The organism is Bifidobacterium callimiconis (assembly GCF_003952005.1).
GTDB classification, from domain to species: domain Bacteria; phylum Actinomycetota; class Actinomycetes; order Actinomycetales; family Bifidobacteriaceae; genus Galliscardovia; species Galliscardovia callimiconis.
Window position 1 is genome coordinate 65,871 of sequence record NZ_QXGJ01000010.1, and the last position, 21,145, is coordinate 87,015.

Below are 21,145 nucleotides of genomic sequence, written 5' to 3' on the forward strand. Positions count from 1 at the left end.
GGGTGTGACATGTAACATCGCGTCGCACCCAACCAAACCAACCAAATTTCGAAAAAGGTAACATTTTTCATGTTCGTTTCTCGCTTAGCGTTGGATGACTTCCGTTCCTGGCACCAGCTCGTGCTCGATTTCGCGCCGGGACTGAACGTGCTGTTCGGGGCCAACGGCATGGGCAAGACGAACATCGTCGAAGCGATCGAGGTGCTCTCGACGGGTGGCAGCCATCGTGCCAACGGCTCGGTGCCGCTGGTCAAGGCCGGCGAGAAGACCGCCGTGATCCGCGCGAACGTGAACGAGACCGCGGCGGAGGTCATCGGCGCCGGAGCATCGTTCGAAGACGGCGCGGCGGGCACGGGAACGGACAACTCCCCCACCGAAACCGTCACCTACGAGGTGTCCATTCCGGTTCGCGGCGCCAACCGCGCCCGCATCAACTCCGGCAAATCGCTGTATATGCGCGACGTGGTGGGCCGGGTGCCGTCGGTCACCTTCTCCCCCGAGGATCAGCGTCTGGTCTCCGCCGACCCCGCCACGCGCCGTGCGTTCCTCAACCAGTCGGCCAGCCAGCTGCATCTCGACTACTACGAGACGCTGCAGCGGTTCAACCAGACCGCCAAGCAGCGGTCCACACTGCTGCGCCAGCTCAGTCAGCAACAGATCGCCGGCCGCCCCGTGGACGCGGCGCTGAGCGGTCTGGAGATCTGGACCGGGCAGTTCATCGAGGCCGGCGTGGCACTCACCCGTATGCGCCAGCAGGTCGTGAAACAGCTCAGCGAACCGTTCTCGCGCATCTACCGGCAGCTGGCCGGCGACCGCAATCGGGTTCGTCTGATCTATGCGCCGTCGTTCGAGGAGGTGCTGAGCATCCCGCAGGCGCTGGCGCAGGAGACGGATCATGATATGCAGGTGCATGCGGCGATCAGCCGGCACTTCCAGCGCATCTACCCCGGCGAGGTGGCTCAGGGGCGGAATCTCATCGGTCCGCATCGCGACGATCTGATCGTGGAACTCAACGGCATGCTGGCGCGCGAATACGCGTCGAACGGCGAGATGTGGACGCTTGCGCTCGCCCTGCGCATGACCGTGTTCGAGATGCTGGCCGCCGAACGAGGGACGACGCCGATCCTGATCCTGGACGATGTGTTCGCCCAGCTCGACGATTCACGACGTCGTCAGATCGTTGATTTCGCGAGGAAACAGAGTCAGGTGATCATCACCATGGCCGCGCGCGGCGATCTGCCGGACGGACTGGAGAACGGCGACGGCGATGCCGCCGACGGGTCCGAAAACGACGTGAATGATGCGGTCAATCTGATCGACGTGGGCGAACTGGCCGAACGCATGGAGGCCATGTTCGCCGTGCCCGACATCAGCCAGTTCATGACGAAATCCGGTGCGAACGGAGACGGGGCCGCTGGCGTTGCGCCATCCTCCACGTCCCGTGAAACCGAGACCGGCAAGGACGCCGACCGATGAGCACCGCGCCGATCGCCGAAATCCTCAAGCTCGATCCGCGCCGACTCGAATCCGAGGTCTTCGAACGCTACACGCAGCGTGCCGCCGGCATCGCCAAGCGCAAGGAGCGCGCCGAGGAGGCATGGCTGAACTTCGGCAAGCCCGGCCGCGACCCGAATACGCTCGGAGCGGTGCTTGCCGGCATCGCCAAGCGCGACCATTGGCGGCCGCATCTGATGATCGCGCAGCTCGGCCAGCACTGGGACCAAGTGGTGGGAGCCGGCATCGCACGGCACACGAGCGTGGCGTCGTACAACCGCGGCGTGCTCACCATCCGTGCGGAATCGCCGGTCTGGGCCACGCAGCTCACGTACATGATCCCGCAGCTCAAGGAGAAGATCGCATCGCGTCTGGAAGGCATGCCGATCGACCGCATCGTCGTCACCGGCCCCCGCGCCGACACTGTCCGCCACGGCTCCAACGACCGCCTCACCGGCCAATGGCGCCCCCGCGGCCGATACTGAGGATGAATTCGCAGTGTCAAATCCCCGTTATCGATGATTCGCAGCGCCAAACGGAAGAATTGGGGTGGAAGGAACTTCCGTTTCGTGCTGTGAAGAACGGATTTCGGGTATTTGCCACTGTGGATCACGCAATATGGGCGGACACGGTGCCGCCGATAGCGTCGGAAGTGAAGAGTGGGCGGATATTGCGGCGTAGAGGGGTGAGGGTCCGGAGATGGTAGTACCCTAGTCTCAGTATGTAAAACGCGCGGAAGGCCCCATATTTCGAGATTTTGGGCATGGTGCCCTTAGGGGAAACCTCAAAACCTGTGGAAAACGTGAGAGCGGGCCCGTCGTGCGTCAGGGCTAGATGGAAAGGATAGTTGGTGGCAGACCAGACCCAGGATTCGCCCGAAGAAACCAACGAAGGCGTGCCAACGAACGCCGCTCAGAACATTGACAATCCCGCCGGCGACGCCGCGGACGAGATCAGCGAGGCCGACATCAAGAACGGACAGCTCGACGACTCCCTCGCACCCCAGCACTACGACGCCAGCGACCTCAAGGTGCTCGAAGGCCTCGAGGCCGTGCGCATCCGCCCCGGCATGTACATCGGCTCCACCGGCCCGCGCGGCCTGCACCACCTCGTGTACGAGATCGTCGACAACTCCGTCGACGAGGCGCTCGCCGGATACGCCACGCATATCGAAGTGAGCATCCTGCCGGACAACGGCATCCGCGTGGTCGACGACGGCCGAGGCATTCCGGTCGACATCGTGCCGGGCGAGGGCATCTCCGGCGTCGAGACGGTCATGACCAAGCTGCATGCCGGCGGCAAGTTCGGCGGCGGCGGATACGCGGTCTCCGGCGGTCTGCACGGCGTGGGCATCTCCGTCGTCAACGCACTGTCCACTCGCGTGGACGTCGAGGTGCGCCGTCAGGGATTCCACTGGACCCAGACGTACATCGACCAGAAGCCGCAGGCCCGACTCAAGCAGGGCGCCCCCATGGGCCCCGACGAGCACACCGGTACGTCCGTGACGTTCTGGGCCGATCCGGCGATCTTTGAGACCACCGAATACGACTTCGAGACGCTGCGCTCGCGCTTCCAGCAGATGGCCTTCCTCAACAAGGGCCTGAAGATCTCGCTCACCGATCTGCGCACCGTGGACCAGGCCGGCGACGAGGTGACCGGCGAGGATTCCGAGACACCGGCCGAGGAGCGTCACCAGAGCGTCACCTACCAGTACGTCAACGGCATCAAGGACTACGTGGACTACATGGTCAAGTCGAAGAAGGCCACGCCCGTGGTCGACGACGTGATCGACTTCGCCGCGGAGGACCTGAAGCTCGGCATCTCCGCCGAGATCGCCATGCAGTGGACGAGCGCCTACTCCGAGTCCGTGCACACCTTCGCGAACACCATCTCCACCACCGAGGGCGGCACCCACGAGGAGGGCTTCCGTGCCGCGCTCACCACGCTCGTGAACCGCTACGCCCGCGAGAAGAACATCCTCAAGGACAAGGACGAGAACCTGTCCGGCGACGACGTGCGCGAGGGCCTGACCGCCGTGGTGTCGGTGAAGCTCACCACCCCGCAGTTCGAAGGCCAGACCAAGACCAAGCTCGGCAACTCCGAAGCCAAGACGTTCGTGCAGCGCGTGATGACCGACAAATTCGGTGACTGGCTCGACGCCAACCCCGCCGGCGCCAAGATGATCATCCAGAAGGGCATCGAGGCGTCCCGCGCCCGCATCGCCGCCAAGAAGGCCCGCGAATCGACGCGCCGCAAGTCCATCTTCGAGACCGCCGGCATGCCCGACAAGCTCAAGGACTGCCAGTCGAACAACCCCGAGGAATGCGAGCTGTTCATCGTCGAGGGTGATTCCGCAGGCGGCTCCGCCATCCAGGGCCGCAACCCGGAGACGCAGGCCATCCTGCCGCTGCGAGGCAAGATCCTCAACACCGAGCGTGCGTCGATCGACCGCATCATGAAGTCCGACACCATCGAATCGCTGATCACCGCGGTGGGCGGCGGCTACGGCGAGGACTTCGACCTGAGCAAGGTGCGCTACCACAAGGTCATCATCATGGCCGATGCCGATGTGGACGGCGCGCACATCGCCACGCTGAACCTGACGCTGTTCTTCCGCTACATGCGACCGATGATCACCGCCGGATACGTGTACGTTGCCATGCCGCCGCTCTACCGACTCAAGTGGACGCGCGGCGACCACGACTACGTGTACACCGACGCCGAGCGCGACGCCAAGCTCGCCGAAGGCAAGGCCGCAGGACGTCAGCTTCCCAAGGGCGAAGGCATCCAGCGCTACAAGGGTCTGGGCGAGATGACGTACCAGGAGCTGTGGGAGACGACCATGGACCCCGCGCACCGCATCCTCAAGCAGATCCACATCGAAGACGCGGCCGCCGCCGACGAGACGTTCTCCATGCTCATGGGCGACGACGTGGAACCGCGCCGACTCTTCATCCAGCGCAACGCGAAGGATGTTCGCTTTATTGACGCCTGATCGGCGTCAATAAAGCGAACGGCTAGACCCAACTCCTCTGGCTCTCCTCTCTGAGGGGAGCTGTCAGCGCAGCTGACTGAGGGGAGGCCGAGGGTGAGCGGTCCCGCTCCCCTCAGTCTCCCTACGGTCGACAGCTCCCCTCATGGAGGGGAGCCGAAATATGACAAAAGGACACTAATTGGCAGACGAAACCAACAGCAGCGGCAACGAGGCTGAGCAGAACGACGAGCGTGCCGAACGCTCGCTCGAGCCCACCAGCCCGCAGGCCGGAGAGAAGCTGGAACTCGACGAGAACCGCATCCAGCACACCGACATCCAGCAGGAGATGCGTCAGTCGTACCTCGACTACGCCATCTCCGTGATCGTGGAACGAGCCCTTCCGGACGTGCGCGACGGCATGAAGCCCGTGCACCGTCGTATCGTGTATGCGATGTACGACGGCGGCTACCGTCCCGATCGCGGCTACTCCAAGTGCGCGCGACCCGTCGCCGACGTGATGGGCAACTACCACCCGCACGGCGACGTCGCGATCTACGATTCACTCGTGCGTATGGCCCAGCCGTGGTCCATGCGATACACGCTCGTCGACGGACAGGGCAACTTCGGTTCGGCCGGTGACGATCCGCCTGCGGCAATGCGTTACACGGAGTGCCGCATGATGCCGCTCGCCATGGAGATGGTGCGCGACATCGACAAGGACACCGTGGACTTCGTGCCCAACTACGACGGCCGTACGCAGGAGCCGACCGTGCTGCCCGCACGCTTCCCGAACCTGCTCGCCAACGGTTCGTCCGGCATCGCCGTCGGCATGGCCACCAATATCCCGCCGCACAACATGCGCGAGCTGGGCGAGGCCGTGCACTGGGCGCTCGACCATCCGGACGCCAGCCGCGAGGAGCTGCTCAACGCGCTCATCGGCATCATCAAGGGACCGGACTTCCCCACCGGCGCGACGATCCTCGGCCACAAGGGCATCGAGCAGGCGTACCGTACCGGCCGTGGCCTGATCACCATGCGTGCCGTGGTGAACACGGAGGAGATCAAGGGCCGTATGTGCCTGGTGGTCACCGAGCTGCCGTATCAGGTGAACCCGGACCGCCTGGCCGCGTCCATCCGCGAAGGCGTGCGCGACGGCAAGATCCAGGGCATCGCCGACATGCGCGACGAGACGTCTGGCCGTACCGGTCAGCGACTCGTGCTTGTGCTCAAGCGCGACGCCGTGCCGAAGGTCGTGCTCAACAACCTGTACAAGCACTCGCAGCTGCAGCAGACGTTCGGCGCGAACATGCTGGCGCTGGTCGACGGCGTGCCGCGCACGCTCTCGCTCGACGCGTTCATCCGCCACTGGGTGAACCACCAGCTCGAAGTGATTGAACGCCGTACCCGCTACCTCAAGCGCGAGGCCGAGGAACGCGACCACATTCTGCAGGGCCTGCTCAAGGCGCTCGACGCGATCGAGGAGGTCATCCGACTCATCCGCTCCAGCCAGGGCCGTGAGGACGCCCGTCCGAAGCTGATGGAGTTCCTTGACATCGACCAGGTGCAGGCCGATGCGATCCTGTCCATGCAGCTGATCCGACTGGCCAACATGGAGGCCCAGAAGATCATCGACGAGCATGAGGAACTCATGCGCAAGATCGCCGACTACAACGACATTCTCGCCAAGCCGGAACGCCAGCGTCAGATCGTGGGCGACGAGCTCGACGAGATCGTCGACAAGTACGGCGACGAACGTCGTACCAAGATCCTGCCGTTCAGCGGTGAGGTCAACATGGAGGATCTGATCGCCGAGGAGAACGTGGTGGTCACCGTCACGCACTCCGGCTACATCAAGCGCACCAAGGCCGACGAATACCGCGCACAGCATCGCGGAGGCAAGGGCATCAAGGGCGCCAAGCTGCGCGAGAACGACGTGGTGGACCACTTCTTCCTCACCAGCACGCACAACTGGCTGCTGTTCTTCACGAACGCCGGCCGCGTGTACCGCATCAAGGGCTACGAGGTGCCGGAGGGCTCGCGCGACTCCAAGGGCTCGCACGTGGCCAACCTGCTGCAGCTGTCGCCCGACGAGAAGATCCAGCAGGTGCTGTCGATCCCGAACTACACGGTGGCCGACTACCTGGTGCTCGCCACGCGCAGCGGCAAGGTGAAGAAGACCCGCTTGGCCGACTACGATTCGCCGCGTCAGGGCGGCCTGATCGCCATTCGCCTCATGGAGAGCGAAGGCGACGACGGAGCGACCGTGTCCGACGAGCTCGTGGGCGCCAACCTGTGCAACGCGACCGACGACATCATCCTCGTCTCGCGCAAGGGCATGAGCCTCAAGTTCAAGGCCGACGACGAGCAGCTGCGACCCATGGGCCGCCAGACCGCCGGCGTGCAGGGTATGAAGTTCCGCGACGGCGACAGCCTGCTGGCCATGGACGTGGTGTCCGGCGACACCGACAAGGACCTGCTCGTGGTGACCGACGAAGGCTTCGCCAAGCGCACCGCGATCAGCGAGTACCGTCTGCAGGGACGTAACGGCTTCGGCGTGAAGGCCATGCAGCTGGCCGAGGGCCGCGGTTCGCTCGTGGGCGCCGTGGTGGTGGCCGAGGACGATCAGATCATGGCCATCATGAAGTCCGGCAAGGTGATCCGCTCCGACGTGGCCGAGGTGAAGCGCACCGGCCGCAACACCCAGGGCGTCACGCTCGCCAAGCCCGACAAGGGCGACGAGATCATCTCCATCGCCCGCAACGAGGAGAAGGACGACGACGAGGACGCGGAGGTGTCCTCGGACGTACAGCAGGCGCAGGGCGCGGAGGCTCCGACCGAGGCCTGACGCCTCGGGTAAAAGGTAATGGCTCCCCTCAGTCGGCTGTCACCGACAGCTCCCCTCAAAGAGGGGAGCCTCAGTCTGCGAAGCAGACTGAGGGGAGTATTGGCTTGTAACAATCGAGCCCTCCCCTCAGTCCGCCATACGGCGGCCAGCTCCCCTCCCACGGAGGGGAGCCTCAGGATGAAAACAGTGGCTCCCTTCGCTGAGGGGAGCTGGCCGCCGTATGGCGGACTGAGGGGAGCTTTATCCCTGGTTCCCTTTGAAGGGAGCTTGGGCGGCCAGGTCACCGGGCAAGGCCCCCTATCATCGGCCCCGTGAACCCGCCGTGAGAAAACGGCAACGAAACGTGGGCGTTCCAATCGTCACGTCCCAAAAGGCTGGTAACCTCGGGGCAGCAGCAGGCAGCGCCGATCGACGATTCCGCGCTGCGACATTGCGTGAGCGAAATTCCCAAAGGAGATTCAATGAGCGACGAACAGTCAGTGCCACAGGAGGAGACCGTGGCCGAGGCTCAGCCGGTGCAGCCGGGGCATCGTACGTCCCGCTCCGCGGCGTCTTCCCCCAAGCCGCTGATCAGCGAGGAGCAGGTTGCCGAGCATGAGGCCGGCGCCGAACCCGCTCCCGCGGCGTTCAAGCCCGCCAGCAGGACGGCCAAGTCGAACGAGCGCAAGTCCAGCGTTCCGCGCGCTCGCCGCATGAAGCTGTCCCTTACCAAGATCGACCCGTGGTCGGTCACCAAGGTGTCGTTCCTGCTGTCCATTGCAGGCGCCCTGATCCAGGTGATCGCGGTGGCTCTGATCTGGCTGCTGCTTAACTCCATCGGTCTGTTCGACAACATCACGCAGATCGTCTCCACCACCGGTCTTGACAGCGGCGGTCTTGACATCGCCAGCTTCTTCGGCATCGGCAAGGTGCTGAGCGCCGTGACGATCTTCTCGATCTTCGAGATCGTGCTGGTCACCGTGCTCGCCACCATCGGCGCGTTCCTGTACAACGTGGTGAGCTCGCTCGTCGGCGGTGTGCACCTGACGCTGGGCGATGACTGATATATCGCATACGGGTAGATAAGTAAGGGCCTTTCCGAGGTGTTCGGAAAGGCCCTTCTTGTTTGGTTGTTTGGGTGTCAGCCCTCCCTCAGTCGCGCGTTTGCGCGACAGCTCCCTCCCTCGGAGGGCGCACGGAAAAGGAGAGCGGAGAACCGACGATCAGTAGTGGTCGACCATCTTCCAGCCGTTGGTGATGACCTCGGCGTACTCCTCGTCAGGGTCGAGTCGACGCAGCTCCTCGCTCAGGCACTCGACCATGGAACGACGAGGCAGCGAGATGCGCTGCTCGGCCTGACCGGGCTGGCGGATGATTGCCGTGGTGCCCTCGCCGCGTTCCAGACTGGTCACGCCATCCTCACGGTGGAAGTACACGCCCATCAGCGTATCCTGCTCCGTGCGTTCGATGCGCGTCGGCGCCTTGAGCGCCACGGCCAGCCAGGAGGCCACCAGATCCACGCACAGACGGTTGCCGCCACGTACCACCACGGATTCGACGGGCAGATACGGCGGCTGATCGAGCATGGATGCGAGCACGCCGCGCCACACGGTCAGGCTCGTCCACGACATGTCGGTGTCACGCGGCGACCAGTTAGCACGCAGCGCGGTGAACAGCGCCTCCGGATTCGGCGACTCCATGGCGTCGGTCACACGGCTGGTGGCCATGCGTCCGATCGGGTCCTCGGACGGATCCTCCGGTGCCTTGGACGGCCACCATGCCACGATCGGCGCATCGGGCACCAGCAGCGGAATCACCAGGGTGTCGAGATGGTGGGTCAGGCCGTTCGTCGGACGCAGCACGATCACCTCGCCGGCACCGGCATCAGCACCGAATCGCACCTGCGCGTCCAGACGGGACTCACTGATCTCCGGGTGCGCGACCAGGGCGATCACGCGGCACGGATGCTCGCGGCTGGCGGTGTTGGCCGTCTCTACCGCGCTCTCCAGATGGTCCTCGTCGGTGGAGATCAGCAGCGTGAGCACACGGCTCTGCGCGGACTCGCCGCGCTCCTTGTGCAGCTGGTCGATACGGCGCGAGATCTCGGCCGTGGTGCTGTTCGGCAGTTCAACGATCATTGTTCGCTCCTCGTTTCGTTCTCATGCTCATGTCGTTTGCTCATGTCGTTTGCGTTACCGCTTGCGTTGTCACGTATCGTCGATCACGGCAGTCGCCAGGCACGACCGTCGGCGGCAAGCATCTCGTCGGCCTCGGCCGGACCCCACGTGCCGGCACGATACTGCTGCGGCTGGCCGAGCGTGGCCCAGTACTCCTCGATCGGGTCGAGGATGCGCCAGCTCAGCTCCACCTCCTTGGTGGTCGGGAACAGCGGCGGGTCGCCGAGCAGCACGTCGAGGATCAATCGTTCGTACGCCTCGGGCGAGGCCTCGGTGAAGGAACTGCCGTAGCTGAAGTCCATGTTCACGTCGCGCACCTCCATGGCGGTGCCCGGCACCTTGGCGCCGAATCGCAGCGTCACGCCCTCGTCGGGCTGCACGCGGATCACCACGGCGTTCGAGCCGAGCTCGCGCGTGGCGGTGGATTCGAACGGCAGGTGCGGCGCGCGCTTGAACATCACGGCGATCTCGGACACGCGCTTGCCGAGGCGCTTGCCGGTACGCAGGTAGAACGGCACACCGGCCCAGCGGCGGGTGTCGACGTCGAGGCGGACGGCCGCATACGTCTCGGTGGTGGACTTCGGGTCCACACCGTGCTCCTCGAGGTAGCCGACCACCTTCTCGGAGCCCTGCCAGCCGCCAGCGTACTGGCCGCGCGCGGTGTGATGGCTCAGATCCTTGGGCAGACGAACCGCGGAGAGCACCTTGGTCTTTTCGGCGGCCAGATCGGCGGCGGAGAACGAGACCGGCTCCTCCATGGCGGTGAGCGCGAACAGCTGCAGCAGATGGTTCTGGATCACGTCGCGCGCGATGCCGATGCCGTCGAAGTAGCCGGCACGCGAACCGATGCCGAAGTCCTCGGCCATGGTGATCTGCACGTGGTCCACGTAGTTCGCGTTCCATACCGGCTCGAACATCATGTTCGCGAAGCGCAGGGCGAGTAGGTTCTGCACGGTCTCCTTGCCGAGATAGTGGTCGATGCGGAACACCGAGTTCGGGTCGAACACCTCGGAGACCACGCGGTCGAGCTCCTGCGCGCTGGCCAGATCATGGCCGAACGGCTTCTCGATGATCACTCGACGCCATGCGCCCTCCGGCGACTTGGCCAGGCCGGACGCGGCGAGCTGGCGGGACACCACGGGGAACGCGCTCGGCGGCACGGACATGTAGAACGCGTGGTTGCCGCGGGTGCCGCGGTCGCGGTCGAGTTCGGAGACGGTGTCGGACAGACGGGTGAACGCGTCGGCATCGTCGAACGCGCCGGAGACGAAACGCAGACCGGACGCAAGCTGCGCGAACGTGGCCTCGTTGAACGGGGTGCGGCAGCGGGCGCGCACGCACTCCTCCACGTAGTTGGTGAAGTGCTCGTCGGTCCAGTCGCGGCGGCCGAAGCCGATCAGCGCGAAGCCGGCGGGCAGCAGGCCGCGGTTGGTCAGATCGTAGACCGCGGGCAGCAGCTTCTTCTTGGCGAGGTCGCCGGTCACGCCGAAGATGACCAGCGAGCACGGGCCCGCGATGCGGGGCAGTCGCAGATCATGCGGGTTGCGCAATGGGTTGGTGAAGTCTGGCATGACTCTCCTCCTTGAAAGCGAATGATGGCCGCTGCGTTGATTCAACACGGACGTGGCTTCTGTCTAACAGAATCCACGCCGGCCGAATAGTCTGTTGCCGGGGTTTGGACGGTGACCGTCCCGTGCCGGCATGCGTCGGATGTGCCGATATGCGTGCGCGTATCGGTGTATCTCAGTGGCGGGTGTTCGCTGGGTTGGATGGTTCGATGTTCGGTTATGGTTCGTTTGGTTCAGTTGTGCGGGTCTCGGTCGTGCTGAGATGTCGGTCATATTGTCTTGCCGGGCCGGCCGATCATGCGGACCGCATGCTCCGATCGTGTCCGTTTTCATGAACGACGGCGTATGCCGACGCTGACGCGATCGACATGTCGATGATTGATCGAAGTCGTACGTGAAGCTGGGACATGGATCATGTGGCTCGGACGGCTTCTGGCCCCCTAAATGGATAAAGATACTACGAATCCAACCGTGATGGGAGGGATGATCCACGGTATGGAGACCTTATTTGCTGCGGGCGATATCGGTGTATGGTGCACGGCATCTGCTGCGGGGTGTGCGGGGTGACGCCGCGGGGTGTATGGAGTGGCACGGTGGGGTGTGCGGAACAGAGGTGGTGGGATGTGCGGAGATTTGCGTCATGCAACTGGTGGAAACGTTTCGTGTGCGCAAACGTCGTCGGGAATATGCTATATCCAACCGATATATCGGTTGGGAACTGTGGAAAGACCGCGGTCTCAACCGATCGATCGACGACGATAATCAAGGTTTTTCAAAGGAGAACAGCCATGAGCGTTGCACAGATGACCAGACCGACGATGAACGTGACCGTGCAGTCGAGCATCGGCGACGGACCGGCCGAGTCGGCGGCGGATCGTCATCGATACGATGCGCACGCGCTGCGCGATCTGACCAGCAGGATCGTACAGGGCTACGGACTGAGCACGCACGACGGCGACGTGGTGGCCGACGTGCTGTCGTTCGCCGACGCCCACGGCATCGACTCGCACGGCCTGCAGCGATTCCAGCTCTACGATGCGCAGATGGGCAACAAGATCGACCCGACGGCGCAGTCTGAGATCGTGGTCGATACGCCGGTGAGCACCGTCATCGACGGCCATCGACGCATGGGACAGCTCAACGGTCGCCAGGCCATGGAGATGACCATCGCCAAAGCCAAGAGGACCGGCATGGCCATCGCTGCGGTCCGTCATTCCTGCCACTACGGCGCCGCAGGATACTACGCCAACCTGGCCGCCGAACAGGGACTCATCGGCTTCTCCGTGACCAACACCGAACCCGCCGTATACCCGTTGTACGCCAACGACGTATGGCTGGGCACCAACCCCATCGCCTGCGCGATCCCCACGCGGCCGCACACGTTCTTCTTCGATGCAAGCACGTCCGTGGTGGCGTACGGCAAGGTGGAGCTCTACTCCAAGCAGCGCAAGGATCTGCCGGCCGCATGGGTGGTGGACCCGAACAACCAGCCGATCCACGACTCCACCGACGCGCTCGGCCGGCTCATGCGCTACGACAACGAGGCCGGTCTGCTCGCCACCGGCGGCAACAGCGAATACACGGGCGGACACAAGGGGTACGGATTCTCCGTGCTTGTGGAGTTCTTCTCCGGCATCGTCTCGCAGGGCGCGACCACCGACCGCACGGCGGTGGGAGACCCGGTGGAGGGCATCAGCCACGGATTCATGGCGATCGACCCGCGCATCTTTGGCGATGCCGACACGATCCTGCGCAACTTCTCCGAATACCTCGATCAGATCCGTGCACTGCACGCCGTGCCGGGCAAGCGCATCTACGTGCACGGCGACAAGGAGGCCGAGGCGTACGAGGACCGCATGACGAACGGCGTGCCGCTGTACCACAAGACCGTGGCGGAGCTGCGGGGCATCTGCGACAGGCTCGGCATCTCGTACGCGGGCGTGCTGGACCACTGAGGAAAGAAGACTCGCTCGTATACTGAGATGTCGAATATTGGCGGGAACGGCATATGAGCGAGGCGGACGGAACCATGGCGGAAAGCAAGCGCGATCAGGCGTACAACTACCTGCGCGAGCAGATCGTGCTGTGCACTATCAAGCCGGGCGAGGCGCTGGACGAAAAGCGTGCGGCCGCCGAGCTCGGCTTCAGCCGCATGCCCGTGCGCGAGGCGGTGAACAAGCTCGCGGAAGAGCATCTGGTGAGCATCTTCCCCTCGCGCGGCGTGATCGTCAACCAGATCTCGCTGGCCGACTTCCAGGAGATGCTCGACGTTCGTTTGCTCATCGAACCATACCTGCTGCATCTGGCGATGCCGCGCGTGGAGCGTTGCGATCTCGAGGAATTCCGGGATGCGATGATTTCGCGCATCGACAATCCTGAGGTCGAGGCCGACTCGTTCGGGCACGACTTCGACTACACGTTCCACATGTACTTCGCACGCAAAGCGGGCAGTCGGTATCTGACCTCGCTGATGAGCACGCTCATGACGCAGAGCCAGCGCATCCGGTTCTTCTCGGCCGTGGCGCCCGAGCGCATCACCGAGTCGTACCGGGAGCATGTGGCGATCATTGATGCCGTGCTTGCCGGGGACGAGGCGGCGGCCGTGGAGGCCATCCGAACGCATCTCAACAACACCCGCGAAGGCTATCTGCGCATCTCCCGCGCCCAGGAGAGCTTCTTCCGCGCGTAGTCGGGGTCGAACGGTTTTGGTGCGGTAGTGTGGTGCGCATGGCTGAGGCAAGGAAAAAGAAGATTCGCAAGTCCCCCGAGGAACGTCGGGCCGAGATCGAGCGCGCGGCCGTCAAGCTCATCAGCGAACGCGGTTACAACGGCATCTCGCTCAAGGACGTGGCCGACGAGGTCGGCATCAGCCAGCCGGGATTGCTGCACTACATCGGCAACAAGGAAGGGCTGCTGTCGCTGCTGATCACCGACGTCTACGACACGTCGGGCTCGCCCGAGGACTTTCTGGAATCCGGGCTGCCGGGCAGCGACCCTGAAGCGCCGCACTTCCCCGCCTACCTGCGCTATCTGGCGCGGCACAACGCCGCGCGGCGTGCCATGGTGCAGCTGTATATGGTGTTGGAGACCGAGTCGTTCAATGAGTCGCATCCGATGCACGAGTACTTCAGGGATCGTCCGGCCAGCGTGTGGGACCACTATTCTCAGTACCCGTGGAAGCTGCCACCCGAGGTCGGCGGCTGGGAGAACATGCGGCAGACCGTGCGCATGGCGACCGAGATCATGGACGGCATTCAGCTGCGCTGGCTGCGCGAGCCCCCGATCGACTACTACGACGAATGGCTGGCGTTCGAGCGGCTGCTGTTCCCCTCGCCAGTGTGGGATTCGTATCGGTAGGTGGAGGCGTTACCGGGTAAGCGGGAGCGGAGGCATCGGCTGCGGCCGATGCCGTTTTTTTTTATTTGCCACCTCATCAGTCAGCTGCGCTGACAGCTTCCCCTCGAGAGGGAAGCCGGGGATATGGATTTTCGTCTCTCCGGCCGAAGGCCGGGCTTCCCCTTGAGGGGAAGCTGTCGACGACAGTCGACTGATGAGGTGATATTGCTCCAGTATCGAGCAGATATCGAATTACAGTTAGATATACAGTATCGCGCTCCTCTTTATCGAGGTTAACCTGCATATCGCTGTTATATCAACGATTTATGTGCATCATTGCACTCCAAACCAATTCATTTATCCATTTGACATACTTTATTGGCGTGTCGTATAGTATGCTTATCTAATGAACGTTCGATAAATGTTGCGAACAGGCAAAAACAAAGGTTGCCGATCGAACGTTCAGACGCCATATGCGCGCCGCAAGCGCGCTGAGCACATGTCGGTCCGTCAAGGAAGACACGGAAGACTGAAGAACAAACAAGGTCGTTTAGAAAGGCTCGAATTCAAATGGCCGCAACCGCAACCCTGTCCAAGGAAGAACGGCTCGTCGCGCACAACGCCGCGATCGCCGCCGCCGACAAGGATCCCTCGCTCTCCCCCGAAACCGGCAAGCCGGTCTCCAAGTCCACGCTGTTCCGCTTCGGTGCCGGATTCCTGGTGTTCGGCATCCTGTGGATGAGCGGTCTCGGCATCGTCTCCTCGGTACTGCTGCCCGAGCACTACAAGGCCATCGAAGGCGCCGACCCCGAGGCCCTGGTCGGCATCGTCAACTCGTTCACCGCCGTCGCGTCGCTGGTCTCCAACCTGCTGTTCGGCAACTTCTCCGACCGTTCCCGCTCCCGCTTCGGCCGCCGCACCCCGTGGATCGTGTTCGGCGCGTTCCTCGGCGGCGTCACGCTGTTCCTCACCGGCACCACGCACAACGCCGTGCTGCTCACCATCTTCTACTGCGCCTGCATGTTCGGCCTCAACTGCATGATCGCCCCGCTGGTCGCCATTCTCTCCGACCGTGTGCCCTCCGGCGTGCGCGGCACCATGAGCGCCTTCTACGGCGCCGGCTCCACCATCGGCGCGCCCATCGGCACCATGATCGGCGCACTGTTCATCACCAACCTGATCCCCGGATTCGCCGTCGCCGGCGTGCTCATGTTCCTCGGCGGCGTGGTCGCCGTAATCATCATGCCGCGCGAACAGTCCGCCGACTACCTGCCCAAGGAGGAGAGCTCCGTCAAGGACATCCTCGTGAGCTTCCGCCCGCCGAAGTTCTCCACCGCCCACGACTTCTACAAGGCGTTCGCCGGACGCTTCTGCATGCTCGTCAGCTACCAGATGATCAACGTGTACCAGCTGTACATCATCCAGAACTACATCGGTCAGAGCGTGAAGCAGTCCGCTGTCACGATCTCCGTGGTCTCTTCGATCATCATGGTCGTCTCGCTCATCGGCTCGTTCATCTCCGGACCGGTCTCCGATCTCATCGGTCGCCGCAAGGTGCCCGTCATCGTCGCATCCGTGCTGTTCGCCGTCGGCATCGCCATGCCGTGGATCTTCCCCTCCTCGATGGGCATGTACCTGTTCGCCGGCATCGCCGGACTCGGCTACGCCGTCTACTCCGCCGTCGATCAGGCGCTGCTCGTCGACGTGCTGCCGAACAAGGAGGAGGCCGGCAAAGATCTCGGCATCCTCAACCTGGCCACCACGCTCGGCCAGATGTGCGGCCCGATCATCATGAGCGCCATCGTGGTGAACGCCGGCTACACGTTCGCCTTCCCGGTCTCCATCGCGCTGGCCGTCATCGGCTGCTTCTTCATCCAGATCATCAAGGGCGTCAAGTAGGCCGCCCGCCGCCCGTCATTTATCGGACATCCACGAAAGGAAACAGAAATCATGACCACATGGATCGCCACCACGCAGAACGACAAACTCGTCGACCGCAGCGCCGACGTCAGGCACACCAACGCCACTGCCGCATCCGATCTCGCGCTCGACGGTAACGAATATCAGACGCTGCGCGGCTTCGGCGGCTGCTTCAACGAACTCGGCTGGCTGCCGCTGCAGACCGTGACCAGTGAGGAACGCGACCAGATCATCAAGGAACTGTTCAGCCCCGACGAAATGAACTTCACGTTCAACCGCGCGCCCGTCGGTGCCAACGACTTCGCCGACCACTGGTACAGCTACGACGAGGTCGAAGGCGACTACGAGATGGAGCACTTCTCCGTCGAACGCGACGAGCAGACGCTCATCCCCTACATCCACCGTGCGCAGGAATGGCAGCCGAACATGCAGCTGTTCTCCAGCCCGTGGAGCCCGCCCACGTGGATGAAGCGCCCCAAGGCCTACAACTACGGTCGACTGGTGCAGACGCCGGAAAACCTCACCGCATACGCCAAGTATCTTGTCAAGTACGTGCAGGCGTACGCCGAACACGGCATCGACGTGACCCAGCTGCACGTGCAGAACGAGGTGTTCGCCGACCAGAAGTTCCCGAGCGCCCTGTGGGACTCCGACGCGCTCAAGACGTTCATCCGCGACTACCTCGGGCCCGCGTTCGAGGAGGCCGGACTGAGCACCGACATCTGGCTGGGAACGCTCAACGGTCCGGAAGACATGGCGTGGACCGGCGGCGGCTATGGCATGACGCTCAACAACTACAACCGCTTCGTCGACAACATCCTCTTCGACGAGGACGCGCGCAGGTTCATCAAGGGCATCGCCTACCAGTGGGCCGGGCAGAACTGCATCGCCCGCACGCACGAATCGTGGCCGGAGATCGAACTCATCCAGTCCGAATCCGAATGCGGTGACGGACAGAACACGTGGGAGTACGCGGAATACGTCTTCCACTTGATCAACCACTATCTGCGCAACGGCGCCACCGCCTACACTTACTGGAATATGATCCTCGACGACCAGGATTCCACCTGGGGCTGGTGGCAGAATTCGCTGTTCACCATCACCGCCGACACACACGAGGTGCGCCGCAACCCCGAGTACTACGTGATGCGCCACTTCTCGAAGTACGTGAAGCCCGGCGCCACGGTCCTCGGCACCACCGGACACTTCAACTCCATGGCCATTGCCTTCCGCAACCCGGACGGCACGATTGCCGTGGTGGCGCAGAACGCGCTCGACTACGAGATGCCGTTCACGTTCGCCGACCCGGCCGACGCCTCGCGCGGATTTGAAGTCACCCTTGCCCCGCGGTCGTTCAACACGTTTGTGCTGTGAGGTTGTGAGGCAGGTCCAGTTCACGATTTGAAGGGGGTTTCAGATCGTGAACTGGGCATGGCATGGTCTCCCATGGAACGCGGACTTTTCCGGTGACGCGAAAGCGTTAGGATTTCAAGGAAAAGTGAGAAGCCGCCGAAAGGCGGCTCTGGGAGAGGTCTGGTTCACGATTTGAGGGGGTCTTCAGATCGTGAACCGGAAACGAGGCGTTCGGGAGGCAATATGACCTACATGCAGGCGTTATTGGGGTTCGCGCTGGTGGCGGGATCCATGGCTTTGGTGCCGGGGCTCGACATGATGATGGTGCTGCACGAGACGATCAACACCACGCGCGCCCGCGGACTCGCCGCTGTATGGGGCATCTCCTGCGGCGTGCTGGTGTGGGCCGTGGCCGCGGCGGTCGGACTGGCGGCGCTGATCAGCGCATTCCCCATGGCATATGACGCGATCCGCGTACTCGGCGGACTGTACTTGTTCTATCTGGCGTTCAGCATGGCACGGAAAAAGAAAAGCGGGGACGGCAAGGCCGAGCCGGTGGAGATCAAGACCGACGGGGCTGCTGGTGACACCTCATCGACAGTGTCTTCGACGCGACAGCTTCCCGGGAAGCCCGGCCTCGCCGGAATGATGGGAATGCTGCGCGGCTCGACGTTCAGGGAATGCGCACAGTCGTTCTGGCGTGGCTTCCTCACCGACTTCTTCAATCCCAAGATCGGCGTCTTCTACATCGCCATCATCCCGCAGTTCCTGGTGCCCGGCGTGGGCAATCTGGAAATGGGCATCTCACTCGGCATGGTGCACTTCGTCGAAAGCGTGATCGTGCTCACCACCGTCGCATACGCGGCATCGTTCTTCGCCGGCCGACTGCGCAACGAGCGTTCGCAGCGCATCCTCGGACTGGTGTCCGGCGGCATCATGGCCATCCTCGGCGGCGTGACCATCGCCGACGTGGTCAAAAGCCGACTGTAGGGCTCCACGTCGGGCTTTCCGACGATCGTTATATGAGAACTCCCGCTGGGTACATACCCAGCGGGAGTTCTCATAAGTTCTCGTATACCGATTAGTTCAATGAAATAATTATCGGCTTGGTGAAGCGAGTCGGACGATCACTTGCCGCCGAACGCGCCCTTGAACGGGTCGTCGGTGTCGAAGACCGGCTTCTCGGTGAGCGGGTAGAGCTCGTCGAGCGTGTACGTCTTGTATTCGGTGGGGCTGACGGCCAGAATGATCTGGAAGTCGCGCTCGCAGAACTCGCACAGGAACTCGCGGCACATGCCGCACGGCGAGCAGAACGCGGTGATCGGGCCCTCGGCGCTGCCGACGACCACGATGCGCGTGAACTCGCGGTGGCCTTCGGACACGGCCTTGGCGCAGGCCGTGCGCTCGGCGCAGATGGTGGGCGCGAAGCCCATGTTCTCGATGTTGCAGCCCGTGTACACCGTGCCGTCCTTGGCCTCGAGCGCCGCGCCGACCTGGAAGTGCGAGTAGGGCGTGTACGCCAGCTTGCGTGCCTCGATGGCCTTGGTGATCAGTTCCTCGGTGGTGATCGTGCTCATGTCATGCTCCTTTTTTGCGTCGTCGCAGTTGGGATTGGTTGGGATTTCGGTTCCGCGCTCATTGTACGTGCCGAAGATGGTTGTGAAACGCTGTGCATGGGGAAAGTGAACGGGTGTGCAGGGAGTTGCGGCGCCGGGGTGAACGGATGCGTGGGTGAGGTGCCGGTGGTGTGGTGGGTGTGGCGGCGCGGCGGTGGGGTGTGGAGCCCTCCCTCAGTCGGGCGGTGCCCGACAGCTCCCTCCCTCGGAGGGAGCACAGTGGGAGGGAGGGCTATTTGGGTGGAGGACCCTCCTTCCCTTGGAGGGAGCACGATGGGAGGGGAGCTGGGGAGCGTGATGGGTTACTGCGCGGCCGCGTGTGTTAGTAGTTCGTAGGGGAATCGGTATGCCTCCGGATCGTAGGTGGCGTCGCCCTGAAGACGGATGGCGCCGTAGGGATGATCGTCCACGGTCGGCCGGGACAGACGCCCGGTCGCGATGAACTCGGCCCATAGTCCGTTCATCACCGACGCGAGATATTGCGACGGATGATGCCCGAGCACCTGCTCCACCTTGACCGCGTCCAGATTGCCGAAGAAATACGGGATATCCGCGCAGTGCGTGCACGCGTTGTCGGTGGACGACTGTTGTGCGAAATCGTAGAGCCACGTGCGATCGCCGACTCCGGCGGCCCGCCGTGCGGCCGCGATGCTCGCCAATCCCACGGAGAAGGTCATGGTCGTCATGATCTGACCGGGAATGTATTCCTCGCCGTCGAGCTTGTCGATCTCCGCGGTGAAATGACCGATGGCGTCGTCACTCAGCCCGGCCGTTTTGAAAGCACTCACCGTATCGGCCAACGTCGGACCGTTCGGCATGGAGAACTTCATTTCGTTGCGGGTCGTGCCCATGAGCACCGACACGTCATTGCCCGCGCCGGCGGTCTGGGATGCGGCGATCGGCCGGGTCAGCACCTCACCGTCCACCACCGGCACGTAGATCATGCCGTTCTTGTCGAGCAGGCCATCGCGCAGCACGCCGAGCAGCGTATCGGCGTCGAGCACCGCCGACGGCACGCCTTCGGTGTGGTTGGTCTTGCGTTCGTTGTCGAGGATCGTGTCGTGATCGACCGTGCGGAAGCCGTCGATGGTCGGCTTGACGCCGAGTCGTTCGGCCAGTTTGCGTCCGCCGATCATCGCGTCCGCAACGGTGGGTGTGCCGAACGATCCGGATTCACTGATCACGCTACGGAACAGGCCGCGTGCCTTGGGCGAGGAGGCCAGCACCATCACATTGCCGCCGCCGGCCGACTGTCCGGCGATGGTCACGCGGTCCGGGTCGCCGCCGAACGCCGCGATGTTGTCGCGCACCCATTCCAGCGCCTTGATCTGGTCGAGCGTGCCGCGGTTGAGCGGGGCGCCATCCATCCAGCCGAAGCCATCGAATCCCAGACGATACGACACCGTGACCGTGACGATGCCACGCGCGTTGAACGTGCTGCCGTTGTACCACGGCGACGCGGGCGAGCCGGCGAACCAGCCGCCGCCGTGAATCCACACCAGCACCGGCAGCTTGGCCGATCGGTCGCGCGGCGCCGGCGTGAACACGTTGACGTTCAGCACCGATTCGCCGGGAATGGACGGCTCGGGAATCGTGACCAGATCGCCGAACGGGCGACGCTGCGGCGTGGGACCGTAGTCCACGGTCTGCCTGACGCCGTCCCACGGTTCGGGATCGACCGGCGCGGTGAAACGATGCTCGCCGAACGGCGCCGCGGCGAACGGAATGCCGAGATATGCGGCCGACGTGGCGTTCTGCCAGCGGCCCTGCACCTTGCCGTGCGTGGTCTGCACGACGGGCGCGGGGGTCAGTGGTTCGTAGAGGAATGTCTGGGGCATGATCGTTTTCTCCTTTGCAAACGATGATGTGGTGGCGCCATCCCT

Annotated in this window: 15 protein-coding genes; 11 read left to right on the plus strand and 4 right to left on the minus strand. The window is 63.5% G+C overall.

Annotated elements, in window-relative coordinates; translation table 11 throughout:
• Positions 1 to 69 precede the first annotated feature (69 nt).
• From recF to D2E23_RS09465, 5 genes are all read left to right on the plus strand, one after another.
• Entirely contained in the window at positions 70 to 1,476 is a 1,407-nt protein-coding gene (gene recF / locus D2E23_RS09445) for a DNA replication/repair protein RecF (protein WP_126030660.1), read from the plus strand.
• Positions 1,473 to 1,979, plus strand: coding sequence for a DciA family protein (locus D2E23_RS09450; RefSeq protein WP_093961093.1), 507 nt, complete (start codon positions 1,473 to 1,475; stop codon positions 1,977 to 1,979). The genes recF and D2E23_RS09450 overlap by 4 nt, the downstream gene beginning before the upstream one ends.
• A 434-nt stretch (positions 1,980 to 2,413) precedes the next feature.
• Positions 2,414 to 4,489, plus strand: a complete 2,076-nt coding sequence (gyrB, locus tag D2E23_RS09455) for a DNA topoisomerase (ATP-hydrolyzing) subunit B (RefSeq protein ID WP_277596747.1) — start codon at positions 2,414 to 2,416, stop codon at positions 4,487 to 4,489.
• Positions 4,490 to 4,667: 178 nt separating this feature from the next.
• Positions 4,668 to 7,313: a DNA gyrase subunit A gene (gyrA, locus tag D2E23_RS09460; protein WP_126030661.1), complete on the plus strand. Its 2,646-nt coding sequence runs from the start codon at positions 4,668 to 4,670 to the stop codon at positions 7,311 to 7,313.
• A gap of 569 nt (positions 7,314 to 7,882) precedes the next feature.
• Positions 7,883 to 8,356, plus strand: a complete 474-nt coding sequence (locus D2E23_RS09465; protein WP_420897299.1) for a DUF3566 domain-containing protein — start codon at positions 7,883 to 7,885, stop codon at positions 8,354 to 8,356.
• A gap of 159 nt (positions 8,357 to 8,515) precedes the next feature.
• Here the strand turns inward: D2E23_RS09465 and D2E23_RS09470 are convergent, their stop codons facing one another.
• The gene (locus D2E23_RS09470; protein ID WP_126030663.1) at positions 8,516 to 9,430 is read right to left on the minus strand and encodes a glucose-6-phosphate dehydrogenase assembly protein OpcA; all 915 of its coding nucleotides are present in this window, start codon (positions 9,428 to 9,430) and stop codon (positions 8,516 to 8,518) included.
• An 83-nt stretch (positions 9,431 to 9,513) separates the two neighbouring features.
• Positions 9,514 to 11,040 (minus strand): glucose-6-phosphate dehydrogenase, encoded by a 1,527-nt coding sequence (gene zwf, locus D2E23_RS09475; RefSeq protein ID WP_126030664.1) that lies wholly within the window; start codon positions 11,038 to 11,040, stop codon positions 9,514 to 9,516.
• Between the two features lie 785 nt (positions 11,041 to 11,825).
• Between zwf and D2E23_RS09480 the strand changes: the two genes are divergently transcribed.
• From D2E23_RS09480 to D2E23_RS09505, 6 genes are all read left to right on the plus strand, one after another.
• Positions 11,826 to 12,992: an Ldh family oxidoreductase gene (locus D2E23_RS09480; protein WP_164520770.1), complete on the plus strand. Its 1,167-nt coding sequence runs from the start codon at positions 11,826 to 11,828 to the stop codon at positions 12,990 to 12,992.
• A 53-nt stretch (positions 12,993 to 13,045) separates the two neighbouring features.
• Positions 13,046 to 13,726 (plus strand): GntR family transcriptional regulator, encoded by a 681-nt coding sequence (locus D2E23_RS09485; RefSeq protein ID WP_126030666.1) that lies wholly within the window; start codon positions 13,046 to 13,048, stop codon positions 13,724 to 13,726.
• Positions 13,727 to 13,764: 38 nt separating this feature from the next.
• Positions 13,765 to 14,394: a TetR/AcrR family transcriptional regulator gene (locus D2E23_RS09490; RefSeq protein ID WP_126030667.1), complete on the plus strand. Its 630-nt coding sequence runs from the start codon at positions 13,765 to 13,767 to the stop codon at positions 14,392 to 14,394.
• 549 nt (positions 14,395 to 14,943) lie between these two features.
• Positions 14,944 to 16,272 (plus strand): MFS transporter, encoded by a 1,329-nt coding sequence (locus D2E23_RS09495; protein ID WP_126030668.1) that lies wholly within the window; start codon positions 14,944 to 14,946, stop codon positions 16,270 to 16,272.
• Between the two features lie 51 nt (positions 16,273 to 16,323).
• Positions 16,324 to 17,667, plus strand: a complete 1,344-nt coding sequence (locus D2E23_RS09500) for a glycoside hydrolase family 30 protein (RefSeq protein ID WP_126030669.1) — start codon at positions 16,324 to 16,326, stop codon at positions 17,665 to 17,667.
• 222 nt (positions 17,668 to 17,889) lie between these two features.
• Positions 17,890 to 18,636: a LysE family translocator gene (locus D2E23_RS09505; RefSeq protein WP_126030670.1), complete on the plus strand. Its 747-nt coding sequence runs from the start codon at positions 17,890 to 17,892 to the stop codon at positions 18,634 to 18,636.
• 137 nt (positions 18,637 to 18,773) lie between these two features.
• Here the strand turns inward: D2E23_RS09505 and D2E23_RS09510 are convergent, their stop codons facing one another.
• Complete coding sequence (locus D2E23_RS09510; protein WP_164520771.1) at positions 18,774 to 19,223, minus strand: cytidine deaminase; 450 nt, start codon at positions 19,221 to 19,223, stop codon at positions 18,774 to 18,776.
• A 341-nt stretch (positions 19,224 to 19,564) separates the two neighbouring features.
• Positions 19,565 to 21,100, minus strand: a complete 1,536-nt coding sequence (locus tag D2E23_RS09515) for a carboxylesterase/lipase family protein (RefSeq protein ID WP_126030671.1) — start codon at positions 21,098 to 21,100, stop codon at positions 19,565 to 19,567.
• Positions 21,101 to 21,145: the final 45 nt, after the last annotated feature.

Coding starts and splice junctions, on each gene's coding strand:
- D2E23_RS09470 (WP_126030663.1), bottom strand. CDS start 9,430: ATGATCGTTGAACTGCCGAACAGCACCACGGCCGAGATCTCGCGCCGT.
- D2E23_RS09450 (WP_093961093.1), top strand. CDS start 1,473: ATGAGCACCGCGCCGATCGCCGAAATCCTCAAGCTCGATCCGCGCCGA.
- D2E23_RS09505 (WP_126030670.1), top strand. CDS start 17,890: ATGACCTACATGCAGGCGTTATTGGGGTTCGCGCTGGTGGCGGGATCC.
- zwf (WP_126030664.1), bottom strand. CDS start 11,040: ATGCCAGACTTCACCAACCCATTGCGCAACCCGCATGATCTGCGACTG.
- recF (WP_126030660.1), top strand. CDS start 70: ATGTTCGTTTCTCGCTTAGCGTTGGATGACTTCCGTTCCTGGCACCAG.
- D2E23_RS09495 (WP_126030668.1), top strand. CDS start 14,944: ATGGCCGCAACCGCAACCCTGTCCAAGGAAGAACGGCTCGTCGCGCAC.
- D2E23_RS09480 (WP_164520770.1), top strand. CDS start 11,826: ATGAGCGTTGCACAGATGACCAGACCGACGATGAACGTGACCGTGCAG.
- D2E23_RS09510 (WP_164520771.1), bottom strand. CDS start 19,223: ATGAGCACGATCACCACCGAGGAACTGATCACCAAGGCCATCGAGGCA.
- D2E23_RS09490 (WP_126030667.1), top strand. CDS start 13,765: ATGGCTGAGGCAAGGAAAAAGAAGATTCGCAAGTCCCCCGAGGAACGT.
- D2E23_RS09500 (WP_126030669.1), top strand. CDS start 16,324: ATGACCACATGGATCGCCACCACGCAGAACGACAAACTCGTCGACCGC.
- D2E23_RS09485 (WP_126030666.1), top strand. CDS start 13,046: ATGAGCGAGGCGGACGGAACCATGGCGGAAAGCAAGCGCGATCAGGCG.
- D2E23_RS09515 (WP_126030671.1), bottom strand. CDS start 21,100: ATGCCCCAGACATTCCTCTACGAACCACTGACCCCCGCGCCCGTCGTG.